At 70.0% G+C, this 13,131-nt stretch carries 17 protein-coding genes, 1 tRNA gene and 1 riboswitch; of the genes, 10 read left to right on the forward strand and 8 right to left on the reverse strand.

Translation table 11 applies throughout. The features are described from left to right. Positions 1 to 70 precede the first annotated feature (70 nt). The 3 genes from ACWDUM_RS04960 to ACWDUM_RS04970 all read left to right on the forward strand — a co-directional run bounded on the left by ACWDUM_RS04960 (position 71) and on the right by ACWDUM_RS04970 (position 2,385). Positions 71 to 571, forward strand: coding sequence for a thioesterase family protein (locus ACWDUM_RS04960; protein WP_450133098.1), 501 nt, complete (start codon positions 71 to 73; stop codon positions 569 to 571). A gap of 39 nt (positions 572 to 610) precedes the next feature. After that, positions 611 to 1,036: an HIT family protein gene (locus ACWDUM_RS04965; protein WP_450133099.1), complete on the forward strand. Its 426-nt coding sequence runs from the start codon at positions 611 to 613 to the stop codon at positions 1,034 to 1,036. Between the two features lie 206 nt (positions 1,037 to 1,242). After that, positions 1,243 to 2,385 carry an oxidoreductase gene (locus tag ACWDUM_RS04970; protein WP_450133100.1) on the forward strand — a complete coding sequence of 381 codons (1,143 nt, stop codon included), beginning with the start codon at positions 1,243 to 1,245 and terminating at the stop codon, positions 2,383 to 2,385. Between the two features lie 173 nt (positions 2,386 to 2,558). Here the strand turns inward: ACWDUM_RS04970 and ACWDUM_RS04975 are convergent, their stop codons facing one another. The 3 genes from ACWDUM_RS04975 to ACWDUM_RS04985 all read right to left on the reverse strand — a co-directional run bounded on the left by ACWDUM_RS04975 (position 2,559) and on the right by ACWDUM_RS04985 (position 5,662). Beyond that, complete coding sequence (locus tag ACWDUM_RS04975; RefSeq protein WP_450133101.1) at positions 2,559 to 3,467, reverse strand: poly(ethylene terephthalate) hydrolase family protein; 909 nt, start codon at positions 3,465 to 3,467, stop codon at positions 2,559 to 2,561. Positions 3,468 to 3,542: 75 nt separating this feature from the next. Continuing rightward, positions 3,543 to 4,952: a sensor histidine kinase gene (locus ACWDUM_RS04980; protein ID WP_450133102.1), complete on the reverse strand. Its 1,410-nt coding sequence runs from the start codon at positions 4,950 to 4,952 to the stop codon at positions 3,543 to 3,545. Positions 4,953 to 4,957: 5 nt separating this feature from the next. Further along, positions 4,958 to 5,662, reverse strand: a complete 705-nt coding sequence (locus ACWDUM_RS04985; protein WP_450116596.1) for a response regulator transcription factor — start codon at positions 5,660 to 5,662, stop codon at positions 4,958 to 4,960. A 119-nt stretch (positions 5,663 to 5,781) separates the two neighbouring features. Then, positions 5,782 to 5,844: riboswitch (guanidine-III (ykkC-III) riboswitch) on the forward strand. A gap of 14 nt (positions 5,845 to 5,858) precedes the next feature. On the opposite strand from ACWDUM_RS04985, the gene ACWDUM_RS04990 reads away from it, so the two are divergent. Next, positions 5,859 to 6,173, forward strand: coding sequence for a DMT family transporter (locus ACWDUM_RS04990; RefSeq protein WP_450116595.1), 315 nt, complete (start codon positions 5,859 to 5,861; stop codon positions 6,171 to 6,173). 49 nt (positions 6,174 to 6,222) lie between these two features. Then, complete coding sequence (locus ACWDUM_RS04995; protein WP_450116594.1) at positions 6,223 to 7,032, forward strand: ABC transporter; 810 nt, start codon at positions 6,223 to 6,225, stop codon at positions 7,030 to 7,032. Between the two features lie 18 nt (positions 7,033 to 7,050). On the opposite strand, the gene ACWDUM_RS05000 is transcribed toward ACWDUM_RS04995, so the two are convergent. The 3 genes from ACWDUM_RS05000 to ACWDUM_RS05010 are packed head-to-tail and all read right to left on the reverse strand — an operon-like array spanning position 7,051 to position 8,334. Beyond that, positions 7,051 to 7,761, reverse strand: coding sequence for a dienelactone hydrolase family protein (locus ACWDUM_RS05000; RefSeq protein WP_450133103.1), 711 nt, complete (start codon positions 7,759 to 7,761; stop codon positions 7,051 to 7,053). A gap of 45 nt (positions 7,762 to 7,806) precedes the next feature. Beyond that, positions 7,807 to 8,199 carry a tail fiber domain-containing protein gene (locus ACWDUM_RS05005; protein ID WP_450133104.1) on the reverse strand — a complete coding sequence of 131 codons (393 nt, stop codon included), beginning with the start codon at positions 8,197 to 8,199 and terminating at the stop codon, positions 7,807 to 7,809. A 6-nt stretch (positions 8,200 to 8,205) separates the two neighbouring features. After that, a complete protein-coding gene (locus ACWDUM_RS05010) occupies positions 8,206 to 8,334 on the reverse strand; it encodes a hypothetical protein (RefSeq protein WP_450116591.1) in 129 nt (42 codons plus the stop codon). A gap of 156 nt (positions 8,335 to 8,490) precedes the next feature. Here ACWDUM_RS05010 and ACWDUM_RS05015 point away from each other — a divergent pair, with 156 nt between their 5' ends. Both ACWDUM_RS05015 and ACWDUM_RS05020 read left to right on the forward strand, forming a co-directional pair. Next, entirely contained in the window at positions 8,491 to 8,853 is a 363-nt protein-coding gene (locus ACWDUM_RS05015; RefSeq protein WP_450133105.1) for a hypothetical protein, read from the forward strand. A 127-nt stretch (positions 8,854 to 8,980) separates the two neighbouring features. Beyond that, positions 8,981 to 9,244: a hypothetical protein gene (locus tag ACWDUM_RS05020; protein WP_450133106.1), complete on the forward strand. Its 264-nt coding sequence runs from the start codon at positions 8,981 to 8,983 to the stop codon at positions 9,242 to 9,244. 239 nt (positions 9,245 to 9,483) lie between these two features. On the opposite strand, the gene ACWDUM_RS05025 is transcribed toward ACWDUM_RS05020, so the two are convergent. Beyond that, a tRNA-Thr gene (locus tag ACWDUM_RS05025) sits at positions 9,484 to 9,558 on the reverse strand. An 80-nt stretch (positions 9,559 to 9,638) separates the two neighbouring features. Further along, positions 9,639 to 10,052 carry a VOC family protein gene (locus tag ACWDUM_RS05030; protein WP_450133107.1) on the reverse strand — a complete coding sequence of 138 codons (414 nt, stop codon included), beginning with the start codon at positions 10,050 to 10,052 and terminating at the stop codon, positions 9,639 to 9,641. Positions 10,053 to 10,163: 111 nt separating this feature from the next. Here ACWDUM_RS05030 and ACWDUM_RS05035 point away from each other — a divergent pair, with 111 nt between their 5' ends. The 3 genes from ACWDUM_RS05035 (at position 10,164) to ACWDUM_RS05045 (ending at position 13,014) form a co-directional block, all read left to right on the forward strand. Beyond that, entirely contained in the window at positions 10,164 to 11,120 is a 957-nt protein-coding gene (locus ACWDUM_RS05035; RefSeq protein WP_450133108.1) for a helix-turn-helix transcriptional regulator, read from the forward strand. A 63-nt stretch (positions 11,121 to 11,183) separates the two neighbouring features. Further along, on the forward strand, positions 11,184 to 11,558 hold the full coding sequence (locus ACWDUM_RS05040; protein WP_450116586.1) for a nuclear transport factor 2 family protein: 375 nt from the start codon (positions 11,184 to 11,186) through the stop codon (positions 11,556 to 11,558). A 1-nt stretch (position 11,559) separates the two neighbouring features. After that, positions 11,560 to 13,014: a threonine/serine ThrE exporter family protein gene (locus tag ACWDUM_RS05045; RefSeq protein WP_450133109.1), complete on the forward strand. Its 1,455-nt coding sequence runs from the start codon at positions 11,560 to 11,562 to the stop codon at positions 13,012 to 13,014. Positions 13,015 to 13,131: the final 117 nt, after the last annotated feature.

Below are 13,131 nucleotides of genomic sequence, written 5' to 3' on the forward strand. Positions count from 1 at the left end.
GCGGCCGCGCTGTCCCGCTCGGCGGGAATCGGCCACGATGCGGACCGGTCGAATTCCTAGCATTCCCGTCATGACCGAGGCCTCGTCCGTCCCCACCACCGCGGGCCCGTGCCGGAGCTTCGAGGCCACCGTTCGCGACGACTGGATCGACGTCAACGGCCACATGAACGCCCAGTTCTTCGGGCTGCTGATCTACGACGCGCACGCCCGGTTCACGGATCTCATCGGTCTCGGGGACGACTACGTCGAACGGACGCGGTTCGGCAAGGTGGTTGTCGAAAGCCACATCACCTACGAGCACGAACTGCGGCTCGGCGAATCGGTCGGCGTGGACTCCTGGTTGCTCGGGGTCGACGACAAGCGAGCGCACTTCTTCCACGAACTTCGGTCGCTGGCCTCCGATCGACGCGTCGCCACGGGCGAGCAGCTGGACCTGCACTTCGACCTGCGGTCTCGTCGGGTGGCGCCGTTCCCGGCGGATGCCCGGGCCAGGCTCGCGGAGTTGTCGGCGGTGCAGTGTTCGGCCGGGATCCCGGCCGGAACGGGACGCACCCCGGGCGTTCGGGCCTGAGGATCTCCCCGCCACGGGGCGGGGCGCATAATCGCAGCCATGGCATCCGTGTTCAGCATGATCATCGCCGGCGACCTGCCGGGCCGGTTCGTCTGGGAGGACGAGGACGTCGTCGCCTTCCTGACCATCAACCCGATCACCCAGGGGCACACCCTGGTGGTTCCGCGCGCCGAGATCGACCAGTGGCAGGACCTCGACGGCGAGGTGTTCGCGAAGTGCTCGCGCGTCGCGCAGATCATCGGCCAGGCCGTGCGGAAGGGCTTCGATGCGCCCCGCGCCGGCCTGCTGATCGCCGGCCTGGAGGTGCCGCACCTGCACCTGCACGTGTTCCCGGCGTACAGCCTGGGCGACTTCAACATCTCCGGTGCCGACCCGAACCCGTCGCCCGAGTCCCTCGACGAGGCGCAGGCCACGATCAAGGCGGCCCTGCGCGACCTCGGCCACGACGCGAACGTCCCCGCCTGACCGATCCCTCCCACCCCGAGTGAACGGGAGCGTTCCGTCGAGCAGATCGACGAACGCTCCCGTTCACTCGGCGAAGCGGACGGATCAGCCGGCGAGCGGGCCGGCCGGGAAGGTCCCGGCGAGCGGGACATGACGTGCACGGCAACGGGTCGACGGGGTTGATTGGGGTTCCCTGCCCGTCCCCTTCAGGAGTTGTGACCGCCATCGTGACCGCCACCGATTCCCCGCTGTACCGTCCGTTGCGCGTTCGCGGGCTCGAGCTGCCGAACCGCATCGTGATGTCCCCGATGACGCGCACCCACTCCCCGGGTGGTGTGCCGACCGAGGACGTCGCGCAGTACTACCGGCGGCGCGCCGAGGGCGGCACCGGACTGATCGTGACCGAGGGTGTCGCGATCGGTCATCCGAGCGCGGTGGATCACCCGGACGTGCCGAACATCTACGAGCCTGCGGCCGTCGACGGGTGGCGGCGAGTGGTCGACCAGGTGCACGAGGCGGGCGGCCGGATCGCGCCGCAGCTGTGGCACGTCGGCCCGCTGTTCGGTGCGATGCGCCGCATCGACGACGTGACGCCGATGCGCCCGTCGGGCGTGTGGGGCGAGCCGGGCGTGACCTCCTACTCGCAGGACTACGTCGAGCGCGCCGTCGTGCCGACCGCCGCGATGACCGAGTCGGACATCGAGGCCGTGATCGCCGCGTACGCCGACGCGGCGCGGACGGCCGCCGAGATCGGCTTCGACGCGATCGCAATCCACGGCGGCCACGGCTACCTGCTGGACTCGTTCCTGTGGGCCTCGACGAACCTGCGGGACGACGCGTGGGGCGGAGACCTGCAGCGGCGCACCGCGTTCCCCGTCGCCGTGCTGCGGGCGATCCGCGAGGCGATCGGCGAGGACCTGCCGATCATCTACCGTTTCTCGCAGCACAAGCAGCAGGACTTCGCCGCGCGCCTCGCCGAGACGCCCGAAGAGCTGGGCGCCATCCTCGGTGCCCTCGTCGATGCCGGGGCGGATGTTCTCGACGCCAGCTCCCGCCGATTCGACGCCCCGGCGTTCGAGGGGAGCGACCTGTCGCTGGCCGGCTGGGCCAAGCGCACCACCGGTGCGATCACGATGGCCGTCGGTTGCGTCGGACTCGGCAAGTCGCTGCGCGACGGCCGCCTGGCCGGGCCGACGGTGGAGTCCGTCGACAACCTCGACGAGCTCGAACGACGCCTGGCCGCAGACGAATTCGACCTCGCCGCGATCGGGCGTCTGCACCTCGCCGACCCGCGCATCGCGGAGACGCTGCGCGCAGGCGGTCCCCTGCCCGAGTTCGACCGCCGCGTCCACGAGGCCGTCCTCACCTAGTCGACGGTGCCGGGCGGCCCCTCATTCCGCCCGGCACCGTCTTCCGCCACCGCTCCACGGTCCCCGTTCTCGGTGCGCCCGGAGGACCGCCGCACCCTCACGGGTAACCGATTTCGGGTCCTCCGGTTCTTCGAGTCCTGGCGATTCTTCGACGCCCCCTCGGGTCCGTCGATTCACCAACCCTTGACCGCGGTCCCGTCCCACCCCGGGTCCGCCAACAGCTCCGGTGCCGGACCGACGAACGCGCGCGCGGCGTCGTTGTCACCTGCGAGGGTGAAGCGCAGCCACGCGGTGAGGTACCCGCGGAATCCACCTCCGTCGGTCGGCCAGTTGTGCCCCACACCCAGCAGGCGGCCGCGGGCCGCGGGACCCGGGCTCAGGCCCTGGTAGGCGGCCTGCGGTATGGCCGTCGAGACCGGATCCTCGGCCCCGGTCAGATAGAACACCGGACCGGTCAGCCTGGTCACGTCGATCACGTCGACGGGCCGAGTGGCCCACCAGGGGTCGGGTAGGTCGAGCACGGCGGTGGAGGTGATGAGCCCGTCGGAGTCGGTGCTGGCGTTGATCGAACCCCCGGCGCCCTGCGAATGTCCGACCGCGGCGACGTGAGCGATGTCGATGCGATCGTGAAAGACGCTCGCCGGGTTGTCGTTCTCCGCCAGGATGTAGCGCGCTGCCGCCAGGATCTCGGTCCCGTCGCCGGTGACGCTGCTGTCGGCGACCACGACGACGAAGCCCCAGGACGCCAGGTGGCGTAGCAACTCCTCGTACTGCCTGTACGTCGCGTAGCTTCCGTTACCGAAGGTGACCACCGGATGGCGGTCGGGACCGGTGGCGATGTCGGCGGGATGGAACACCTGATATCCGGGCACCGCAACCGATGTGACGGCGTGCATGCCGGTGGCCGCGTAGCGCTCGCTGACGGGTTGCCGTTCGGGAGTAGCGGGAGCCACCGGCGCCGCGGGAGCCGATGCGAGCGCCGGCGCCGAGAATCCGGACGCCATCGGCATCGCGATCATCGCGCTGACGATCAGTGTCCGGGCACATCGGGTGGAGGGCAGCAGAGGTCGCCGTAACGTCACGGACCCACCCTACCCAGCGAGGTCGGAAGAGAAGTCGGTGTCGAGCGCCGGCGTGGAACCGGTTCGCAGAACCGGCTACTCGTCCCCGCTGACACGCGGAAGCAACACCCGGAACACCGCTCCCCCGCTGTCGGGGGACTCCACGGTCACGGTGCCACCGTGCGCGGCGACGAGGGCAGCGACGATGGACAGGCCCAGCCCGCTGCCACCGGACTGCCGGGTGCGGGACGAGTCGGCCCGGTAGAACCGCTCGAACACGCGGTCGCGCGCTTCGGCGTCGAGGCCCGGCCCGGTGTCGGCGACCTCGAGCAACGCGTGCTCGCCGACGGTGCCGACCCGCACCGTTATCGCGGCGTCGGCGGGCGTGTGGCCGAGAGCGTTGCCCACGAGGTTCGTCAGCACCTGACGGATCCGGGCGTCGTCGCCGAGCACCTCCGGCCGGCCCGGGCCGTCGACGACCTCCAGCGCGATGGACCGCTCGGGGGCGATGGCCCGGGCCGCGTGCACGCCGTCGGCCGCGACCGTCAGCAGATCGACCGGGACCTGTTCGAGTGGACGCTGCGCGTCGAGCCGGGCCAGCATCAGCAGGTCCTCGACGAGCAAGCCCATCCGGGAGGCCTCGGACTCGATCCGCGACATCGCCTGTCCGGCATCGGGAATCGCACCCTGCCGATAGAGTTCCGCGAATCCGCGGATGGTGGTGAGCGGGGTGCGCAGTTCGTGGCTGGCGTCGGCGACGAACCGCCGCATCTTCTCCTCGGAGCGGCGGGCCGATTCCTCGGACGCCTCGGTCGCGGCGAAGGCCGTCTGGATCTGCTCAAGCATCCCGTTCAGCGCGACCGTCAGCCGACCGACCTCCGTGCGGTCCTCACGGATCGGGATCCGTTGGTGCAGACGCCCTTCCGCGATCGCGGCCGCGGTCTCCTCGACCTCCACGAGCGGTCGCAGGCTGCGACGGACCACGAAGTACCCGATCACCCCCAGCGCGACGAGGACCACGACGCCGATTCCGATCTGCAGACCGATCAGCCGTTCCACGGTCGCGTCGACGTCGCCGAGTCGCACCGCGACCGTGACGGCGCCGTCCGGCGTCGTGGTGGTCAGGACGCGCCAGTGCTTGCCCGAGTCGCCGACGGACCCGACGGTAGCCGGCCCCGAGCCGGAGAATTCGGACAGGTCAGGCTCGACGGGCAGGTCGTTGGTGACCACACGCGTTGAGCCGTCCGGCGTCTCGCTGCGCACGTAGAACACGCTCGGCGGGCGCGACGGTCCCGGCTCGGAACTCGGGGGCGGCGGCAGCGGATGGGTTCGGGGTTTCGCCCACGTCAGCGACGCTTCCCGCAGCGTGGTGTCGGTCCGCGTGATCAGCGAGTTCTTCATCGCCGAGGTCACCGCCACCCCGGACGCGAGCAGGCCCAGCGCAGCCAGCACCAGCAGCGCCGCCACCAGCGTCACCCGCAGAGGCGGCCGGCGCACTCCGCGCATCCGCGCTACCTCGGCTCACGCATGACGTACCCGACGCCACGCAGGGTGTGGATCAGGCGCGGCTCGGTGGTGTCCACCTTCCGGCGCAGGTACGACACGTAGGACTCGACGACACCGACCTCGCCGCCGAAGTCGTAGTGCCAGACGTGGTCGAGGATGCGGGGTTTGCTCAGCACCACACCGGCGTTGACCATGAAGTAGCGCAGCAGGGTGAACTCGGTCGGCGACAGCGACACCTGCTCCCCCGCCTTCCACACCTCGTGGGTGTCGTCGTCGAGCTCGATGTCCGCGAACGTGATCCGGGACGATTCGACGACGTTCGGGTCCCGGGTCACGCGGCGCAGGATCACCCGCAGCCGGGCCACGACCTCCTCGAGGCTGAACGGCTTGGTGACGTAGTCGTCGGCGCCGAGGGTCAGCCCTGTCACCTTGTCCTCGACGGCGTCCTTCGCGGTGAGGAACAGGACCGGGGCGTCGATGCCGTCGGCACGCAGCCGGCGCAGCAGGCCGAAGCCGTCCATGCCGGGCATCATCACGTCGAGGATCATCGCGTCGGGCCGGAACGCCTTCGCCTTGTCGAGTCCCTCGGCCCCCGCGGACGCGGTCTCCACCTCGAAACCCTGGAAGCGCAGACTCACCGACAGCAACTCGACGATGTTCGGCTCGTCGTCGACGATCAGGATCTTTGCATCGGGTTTGGTGACAGTCACTACGCCATCATCACCCCGATCCCTGTCCGGTCGCTGATCGCCATCTGGGAGTTTCCTGTGAGCCTCTGGTCAGATCGCTCACATCCGCTACTCCCCCCGTGTGAGCCGTTGCTACGGTGGAAGCGTCAACGACGACATCCGGACGAGCGCACCGTACCCGGCCAGCGAAAAGACGGTGCCTGGGAGGGATTTCGTCATGGCCTGGATTGTTCTCGTCATCTCAGGTGTCCTCGAAGCCGTGTGGGCGACCGCCCTCGGCAAGTCCGACGGCTTCACCCGGCTGGCCCCCTCCGTCGTGTTCGGCGTCGCGATCGTCGCGAGCATGGCGGGCCTGGCGTACGCGATGCGGACACTGCCCGTGGGCACGGCCTACGCGGTGTGGGTCGGCATCGGTGCCGCACTGACCGTTGGATACGCGATGGTCACCGGCAGCGAATCCGCGTCGGTGATGAAGGTGCTGCTCATGCTCGGCATCGTCGGCTGCGTGGTCGGCCTCAAGGCCCTGCACTGACCCGCGACGGATCCGGTCGGCGTCCGTAATCGGCGGTTACAGTGATCGCATGAACCTGGTGGCGATGGTCACACTGCCGGCGAGGGTGGGCCTCCTGCTCACCGACACCGCGCTGGGCGTGGCCGAGTCGGCCCTGGGTGCGGCGCGCGTGGTGGTGTCCGCGTCGGTGACCGGCGACGTGGCGGGCCTCGGCGGCCTTGCCGCCGCGAACCCGTCCGGCCCGCTCAAGCTGCTGCAGCAGGTCGCCGAACTCGCCTCCGATCAGCGTCCGCTCGGGCAGGCGATGCGCCCGGGCGGTCCGGTCGACCGGCTCCTCGAACCGGGCGGCGTCGTCGACCGGCTCACCGCGCCCGGGGGCACCCTGGAACGGATCATCGAACCCGGCGGCCCCCTCGAACGCCTCCTCGCCCCGGGCGGACCGGTGGAGCGCCTGCTCGACGAGGACGGCCCCGTCGAGCGGCTCCTCGCCCCCGGCGGCCTGCTGGATCGGCTCACGGCCGAGGACGGCCCGCTCGAACGACTCACCGCGACCGCCGGACCACTCGAAACCCTCACCAAGGAGGGCGGCATCATCGACCGTGCCCTCGAGGAGGGCGGCGTGCTCGAGTCCCTGCTCGCCAAGGACGGCCCGCTGGAACGGATCATCGCCGAGGGCGGTCCACTCGACCAGATCGTGTCGCTGTCGGAGACCCTCACCTCCCTCGCCCCGAACCTGGAACAGATGGGCGACAGCATCGAAATGCTCCGGGAGACCGTCGGTGTCCTCAGCGCCGCCGTGGGGCCGCTCGGTGAACTCGCGGGCAGACTGCCCGGCCGCTGGCTCAAGAGCGGCCGGCCGAACGCGACCGAATTGCACTAGCCCCCAACGGCCCCGTCGTCAGGTGCTCGTCGTCGTCAGGTGCTCGTCGAGGAATCCGTAGACCCGGCGCCAGGCGTCCCGCGTCTGCTCCTCGCCGTACGCGAACCCGACGACCCGCAACAGCGGTGCCGCGGGACCGGCGGGCAGGTGGTTGGCGAAACTGTGCCCGACCCCGGGATACGTCTTGACGTCGTGCGGAATTCGCTGCCGGTCGAGGGCGGCGGACAGTTTCGCGCCTGCCCGCGGCAGGATCGGGTCGCGGGAACCGTAGCTGGCGACGATCGGGCAGGCCCCGCCGAGCGCCTCGTCCAGGTGCCGCGGCAACGGGCCGTAGAAGGGAGCGGACGCATCGAAACCCATGGGCGACAACGCCAACGCGAATCCACCGCCCATACAGAATCCGACCACCGCGACCGCGCCCGTGCAGTCCGAGCTCGCCCTCAGCTCGTCGCGGGCGGCGAGCAGGTCCGTGAACGCCCGCCCCCGCCGACGGATCAGGTCGCGGAACACGCCCGTCATGCAGCGCGCGACGCCGCCGCGCGAGTAGAGGTCCGGAGCCAGCGCCAGGTAGCCGTGGTCGGCGATGTCCCGTGCGATGCCGCGGATGTCGGCGCCGAGGCCGAGCGCGTCGTGCACCACCACGACGCCCGGGTGCGGGCCGTCGCCGTCCGGCCGTTCGAGTACCGCGTCGATCGCGCCGTCCGGAGTGCCGACGGTGAGTGCTGGCATCGCTGACCTCCGGGCCGGATAGGGCGTCGGGTCAGGATAGCCGCCTCACCGCGGATCGGTCGGCGCCTCGGCCGCATTCGCGTCCCGCAGCCGGTCGAGCTCCGCCTCCACCGCGACCAGTCGCCGGTACAGCGCCTGGACGGCGGCCATGCAGACGCCGTTCGCGTCGACCTGGGCGATGCTGCGGTCCGAGGACCCCAGCCCGAAGGTCTGGGCGAAATCCTGCGCCATCGGCCCCATATGCCGGACCGACTCGTGGTCGAACCGGTAGGTCCACACACTGAGCGGGAGGCCGGCCAGGCGTTCGAGCACGTCGTTCGCCCCCTCCGGAACTCCGGATTCGGCCGCGACGCCGCGACGCCGGGCCGCGTGGGACCGCAGCCACGCGAGGGGATGGTGAACAACCACCGTCGATTGGCGGCCGTCCCGGTCACTCACCGGCGGTCAGGGCCGCAGCGGGCGGATGTGATGCTTTGCTCTGACGTCGCTGAGCAGAATCCCGATGCCGGCTCCGAGCAGGCTGATTCCGATACTCACCGCTGCCGCGCCGAGGCCGATCGCGAGTCCAAGCATGATTCCTCCAAGGCTCTCGTCGAGTCGATCGTCGGGGCGGCCTCGCGTGGGGCGGCCCCCACGAATGAACAATTCCACGCTCGTCCTCCCGCGGACCGATTGCAACAGTCCGACCGATGTCAGGTTTCCCCGGACGGTCTGATACAGATACCGGTCATGAAGCGCATCGTTTTCGCCGCAATCGCGGCCGCCTCCGTGTCCCTGCTCGCCGTCGGCTGCGGGTCGGACACCGACTCGACCGACACCTCGTCGGACGCCACGACGGCCGCATCGTCGTCGGACGATTTCGCGGAAACCGCTGCCACCGGCGACGTCTACGTCGACACCTGCAACGGCGTGTCCGCCTACATCCAGACGCTCAAGGAATCCGGGCTCACCGCCGAAGAGAACTCGCCGGAGGCGATCGGCGAGGAGTTCATCACGCTGGCGAAGGCGGAGCCGGACTGGGCGGGCAAGTCCGAGCAGGACAAGGCGGACTTCGAACGTGGAGTGAAGGCCGCGGTCGCCGGTAGCTGCTGAGCGTCCGCCAGCCCACACGCGCCCCCGACGACTTCGGTCGCGGGGGCGCGCTGCGTCGGAGGCAGGGACCGCGGTCATCGCCGCTCGAGGAAAAGACCGACCCAACCGCGAGCATACAATTGGCAAAATGGAAGCGCGGACAGTGAACAACCCCGCCCTGCGGTGGGAGGCGTTGTCCCGGTGGGCGCTCGCATGGGATCCGCTGCTCGATCGCACGGAACTCACCGGATGGGCCGACCAGTTGTCGGAGGTGATGACCGCGGTGGTGGACACTGCCGTGATCTGGTCGCCCACCACGGACACCATCGTCGCTCCCCGTTCGCGCTCGTCGACCGATCTCGACGGGTGCATGTGGCGCGCCATCGAGTTGCTGACCGGAATCGAGCCGTGACCACACGCGAGGGCGTCGGTGCAGCCACGAACTTCACCCTCGGTTCACCCCCGAATCCGCGCGTCGGCTACGCATCAGCAACCCCGATTCGCGCTACCGTTCCTTCACGTCGTTCTTGCCCTCCCCGGCGAACGACGCAGGCCCACCGGACCGAGCCCCCATTCGGCCGGTGGGCCACAGCCCCGACTCGGCGGCATGAAAAAAGGCCCTGAACTGCGGTTCGCAATTCAGGGCCTTGATGGAGCCCCCTGTCGGGATTGAACCGACGACCTTTCGCTTACAAGGCGAGTGCTCTACCACTGAGCTAAGGAGGCGGACAAAGCGCGCCCATCATATCCATCCGCCTCATGGGGACGGAAAACCGGCGCGGCAAACGTCCTCCTCGCCACTCACCTCACCCCACCTTCGAAGCGAGGACGTCGAGGTAGTGCTGGTTGTACATGACACCGAGGACGTTGCCGAAGGGGTCGACGACCGAGGCGGTGACGAATCCCGGTCCGCGTTCGAGGGGCTTGTCGTGGACGGTGGCACCCAGCGAGAGCAGTCGCTCGAAGGCGGACGTGGCGTCGTCCACGTGCCAGTAGACGATCTGGCCTGCGGGCTGCTCGGTGCGGGCGTGCGGCGCGAACCGGGCGTCGACGATGCCGAGTTCGTGCTGGAGGTCGCCGATACGGAACTCGACGTACGCGGTGCGCCCGTCGACGTCGCGGGCGAAGTAGGGCTCGATTCCGAGCACCTCGGTGTACCAGTCCTTGGCGGCCGCGACGTCGTCGGCGAAGAAGCTGACGGTGGTGAGTCCTCGCAACATCGGTGATTCCCTTCGGTTCTGCCTGCAGTGGCCTGTTCGGTTGATGACGAGATCCATCCTCACGGTCAAAGTGCTCATCAACTGAGCACTTTGTTTGGGAAACTCGACGACATGCGCGCAGACCGTCTCGTCGCCACCCTCCTGCTGATGCAGTCCCGCGGACGGGTCACCGCGGCCGAGGTCGCCGACGAACTCGAGGTATCCGTCGCGACGGCCCGCCGCGACCTGGAGGCCCTGTCCGCGGCGGGCATCCCGGTGTACCCGCAGGCCGGGCGAGGCGGCGGCTGGTCCCTCGTCGGCGGTGCCCGCACGGACCTGTCCGGTCTGTCCGCGACCGAAGCGCAGGCCCTGTTCCTGCTTGTCGGCCCGGCGGCGGCCGTGTCGTCCGAGGTGAAGGCCGCGCTGCGCAAGCTCGTCCGTGCGCTGCCTCATACGTTCCGGGCCGACGCCGAGGCCGCCGCAGAGGCCGTGATGATCGACCCGACCCGCTGGGGCGAACGCGAACGCGACCGGCCGGAGGTGGTCGCACTGCTACAGGACGCCGTGATCCGCCGGCGCAAGGTCCGGCTCGCCTACGTCAACGGCGCGAGATCGCGCAGCGAGCGGCTGGTCGAGCCGTGGGGCCTGGTCACCAAGGACGACACCTGGTACCTGATCGCGGGGACCGACCGTGGCCGGCGCACGTTCCGGGTGGATCGGATCGCCGAGGCGCAGACCACCGACCATCCCGCCGGGCGACCCGACGACTTCGAACTCGCCGCGACCTGGGAGGAGGTGGTCGGGAAGATGGAGGAGCGGCGATCGACCACCTGGGCGACCGTGCTGATCGAACCGAGATTCGTCCCGATCCTGCGTGACCACTTCGGCCGCCACTGCCACGCCGACGGCGACACCGACGACGGCCGCGCCCGCGTCCGCCTGGCCGCCCCGACCCCGCTGGACATCGCCCGCAACCTCGCCGGCTGGGGCGCGGCGGTCGAGGTGCTCGAACCGCAGACCGTACGAGACGAGCTGGCGCGGATCGGCACCGAACTGGCCGGGCGGTATGCCGAGGGCACCGCACCGTAAGGCGGCGACGCCGCGCCCCGCGCGTCCACGCCCCGTCGCCCGGGAACCGATAGCGTGAAGGCCATGAGTACCTCCGAGATCGCCACGGTCCTCGCGTGGCACGACGCGCTGAACGCCTCCGACCTCGACACCCTGCTGGCGCTCTCCAGCGACGACATCGAGATCGCCGACGCGGAGGGGGCGGGCCAGGGCCTCGGCGCGCTGCGGGAATGGGCATCGACCGCCGGGCTGACGCTCGATCCGGGCCGCATGTTCGTGCACGAGGGAGTGGTGGTCGTCGAGGAGGCGACCAAGGTCGCGGCCCGCCCCGGCGAGACGACCACCATGGCCATGGCCTTCCGGGTCGTGCACGACCAGGTCACCTCGGTCTTCCGGCACGACGACCTGGCCGCCGCGTTCGAAGCGACCGACCTGACGGAAGCGGACCTGGTGTCCTGACGTGTCGAGGTGGCGCGGTGTCCTCGACACACTGAGCAACCTCGTCGGAGAACGCGCTGTCGTCGACGAACCGGTCGCCGCGCCCACTCCCCTGCGGCCGATCGACCTCACCGACGATGCACGGGTCGCCGAGGTGCTCGATCTGGCGGTGCGCTCGGGCGAGGTGCTGCTCGCGGCCGGGACGTCCGTCGCCGACACCACCACCCAGATCCAGTTCGTCGCCGCGACCTACGGGCTGGCCCGCTGCGACGTCGACGTCACCTACAACTCGATCCGCGTCAGCGCGCACCGGGGTCCGACGATGCCCCCTGCCACCAGCATGCGGATCGTGCACTACCGATCGCACGACTTCACCCGCCTCGCCGCGGTCGACAAACTGACCCGTCAGCTGCGTACCGAGGCGCTCGACCCGGCGATCGCGCTGGCGGAGATCAGCGCGATCAACCGGGCACCCCACCCCTACAACCGCTGGGTCGCGACATTCGGCTGGTCCGCCATGGCCGCCTCGGTGTCCGTGCTGCTGGGCGGCGGCGCGCTCGTCGCACTGATCAGCTTCCTGACGACCGCGGTCATCTACCTGATGAACCTGGGACTGAACCGGATCGGGCTGCCGTTCTTCTTCCAGCAGGTGGCGGGCGGTTTCGTGGCGGCCGCCCCGGCCGGAGTGCTGTACGCGCTGCGCGATCCACTCGATCTCGACGTCAAACCGTCGCTGGTCATCGCGGCAGGTGTGACCGTGCTGCTGTCCGGCCTGGCGCTGGTCGGATCGGTGCAGGACGCGATCACCGGCTCCCCGGTCACGGCGGTGGCACGGTTCTTCGAGGTGCTGATGATGACCGGCGGGATCATCGCCGGTGTGGCGATCTCGCTGCGGATCGCAGCGGCACTGGGGACTCCGCTGCCGGACACCACCCCGGCACCGATCTCACCCAGTTTCAGCGAAACGCCCGTGCAGGTCGCCGCGGGTGCGTTCACGGCGTTGTTCTTCGCCCTCGCCTGCTACGCCGAGCGCCGGGCGCTCCTGGTGGCAGGGCTCAGCGGCGCCGCGGGCATCCTCGTCTACTACTCCGTGCGGCTGATCCTGTCGATCGGACCGGTGGTCGGCACGGCCATCGCGGCGACGGTGGTCGGGTTCGTCGGCGGCCTGCTCGCCCGGCGGGCACTGACGCCGCCGCAGGTGATCGCGGTCGCGGGCATCACCCCGCTGCTGCCGGGACTCGCCCTGTACCGCGCTCTCTACGCACTGCTGAGCGACGAGTTGCTACTCGGCATCAGTGCCCTGCTGTCGGCGTTCGGCATCGGCGTCGCACTCGCGGCCGGAGTCACGCTAGGTGAGTGGATGGCCCGCACCCTGCGGCGGCCGCGCATGATGCGCGGAACGGAAGCGCTCCGGCACCCGATCCTGCAGAGAATGCAGAACGGGCCCGGAGCACGGAACCTCTGGTTTCGGCGTTGATCTGCCGGCACCGCCGGCGTGTTGATCTGCCGGCACCGCCGGCGTGTTGATCTGCCGGCACCGCCGGCGTGTTGATCTGCCGGCACCGCCGGCGTGTTGATCTGCCGGCACCGCCGG

This window comes from Rhodococcus sp. NPDC003322, from assembly GCF_053589555.1.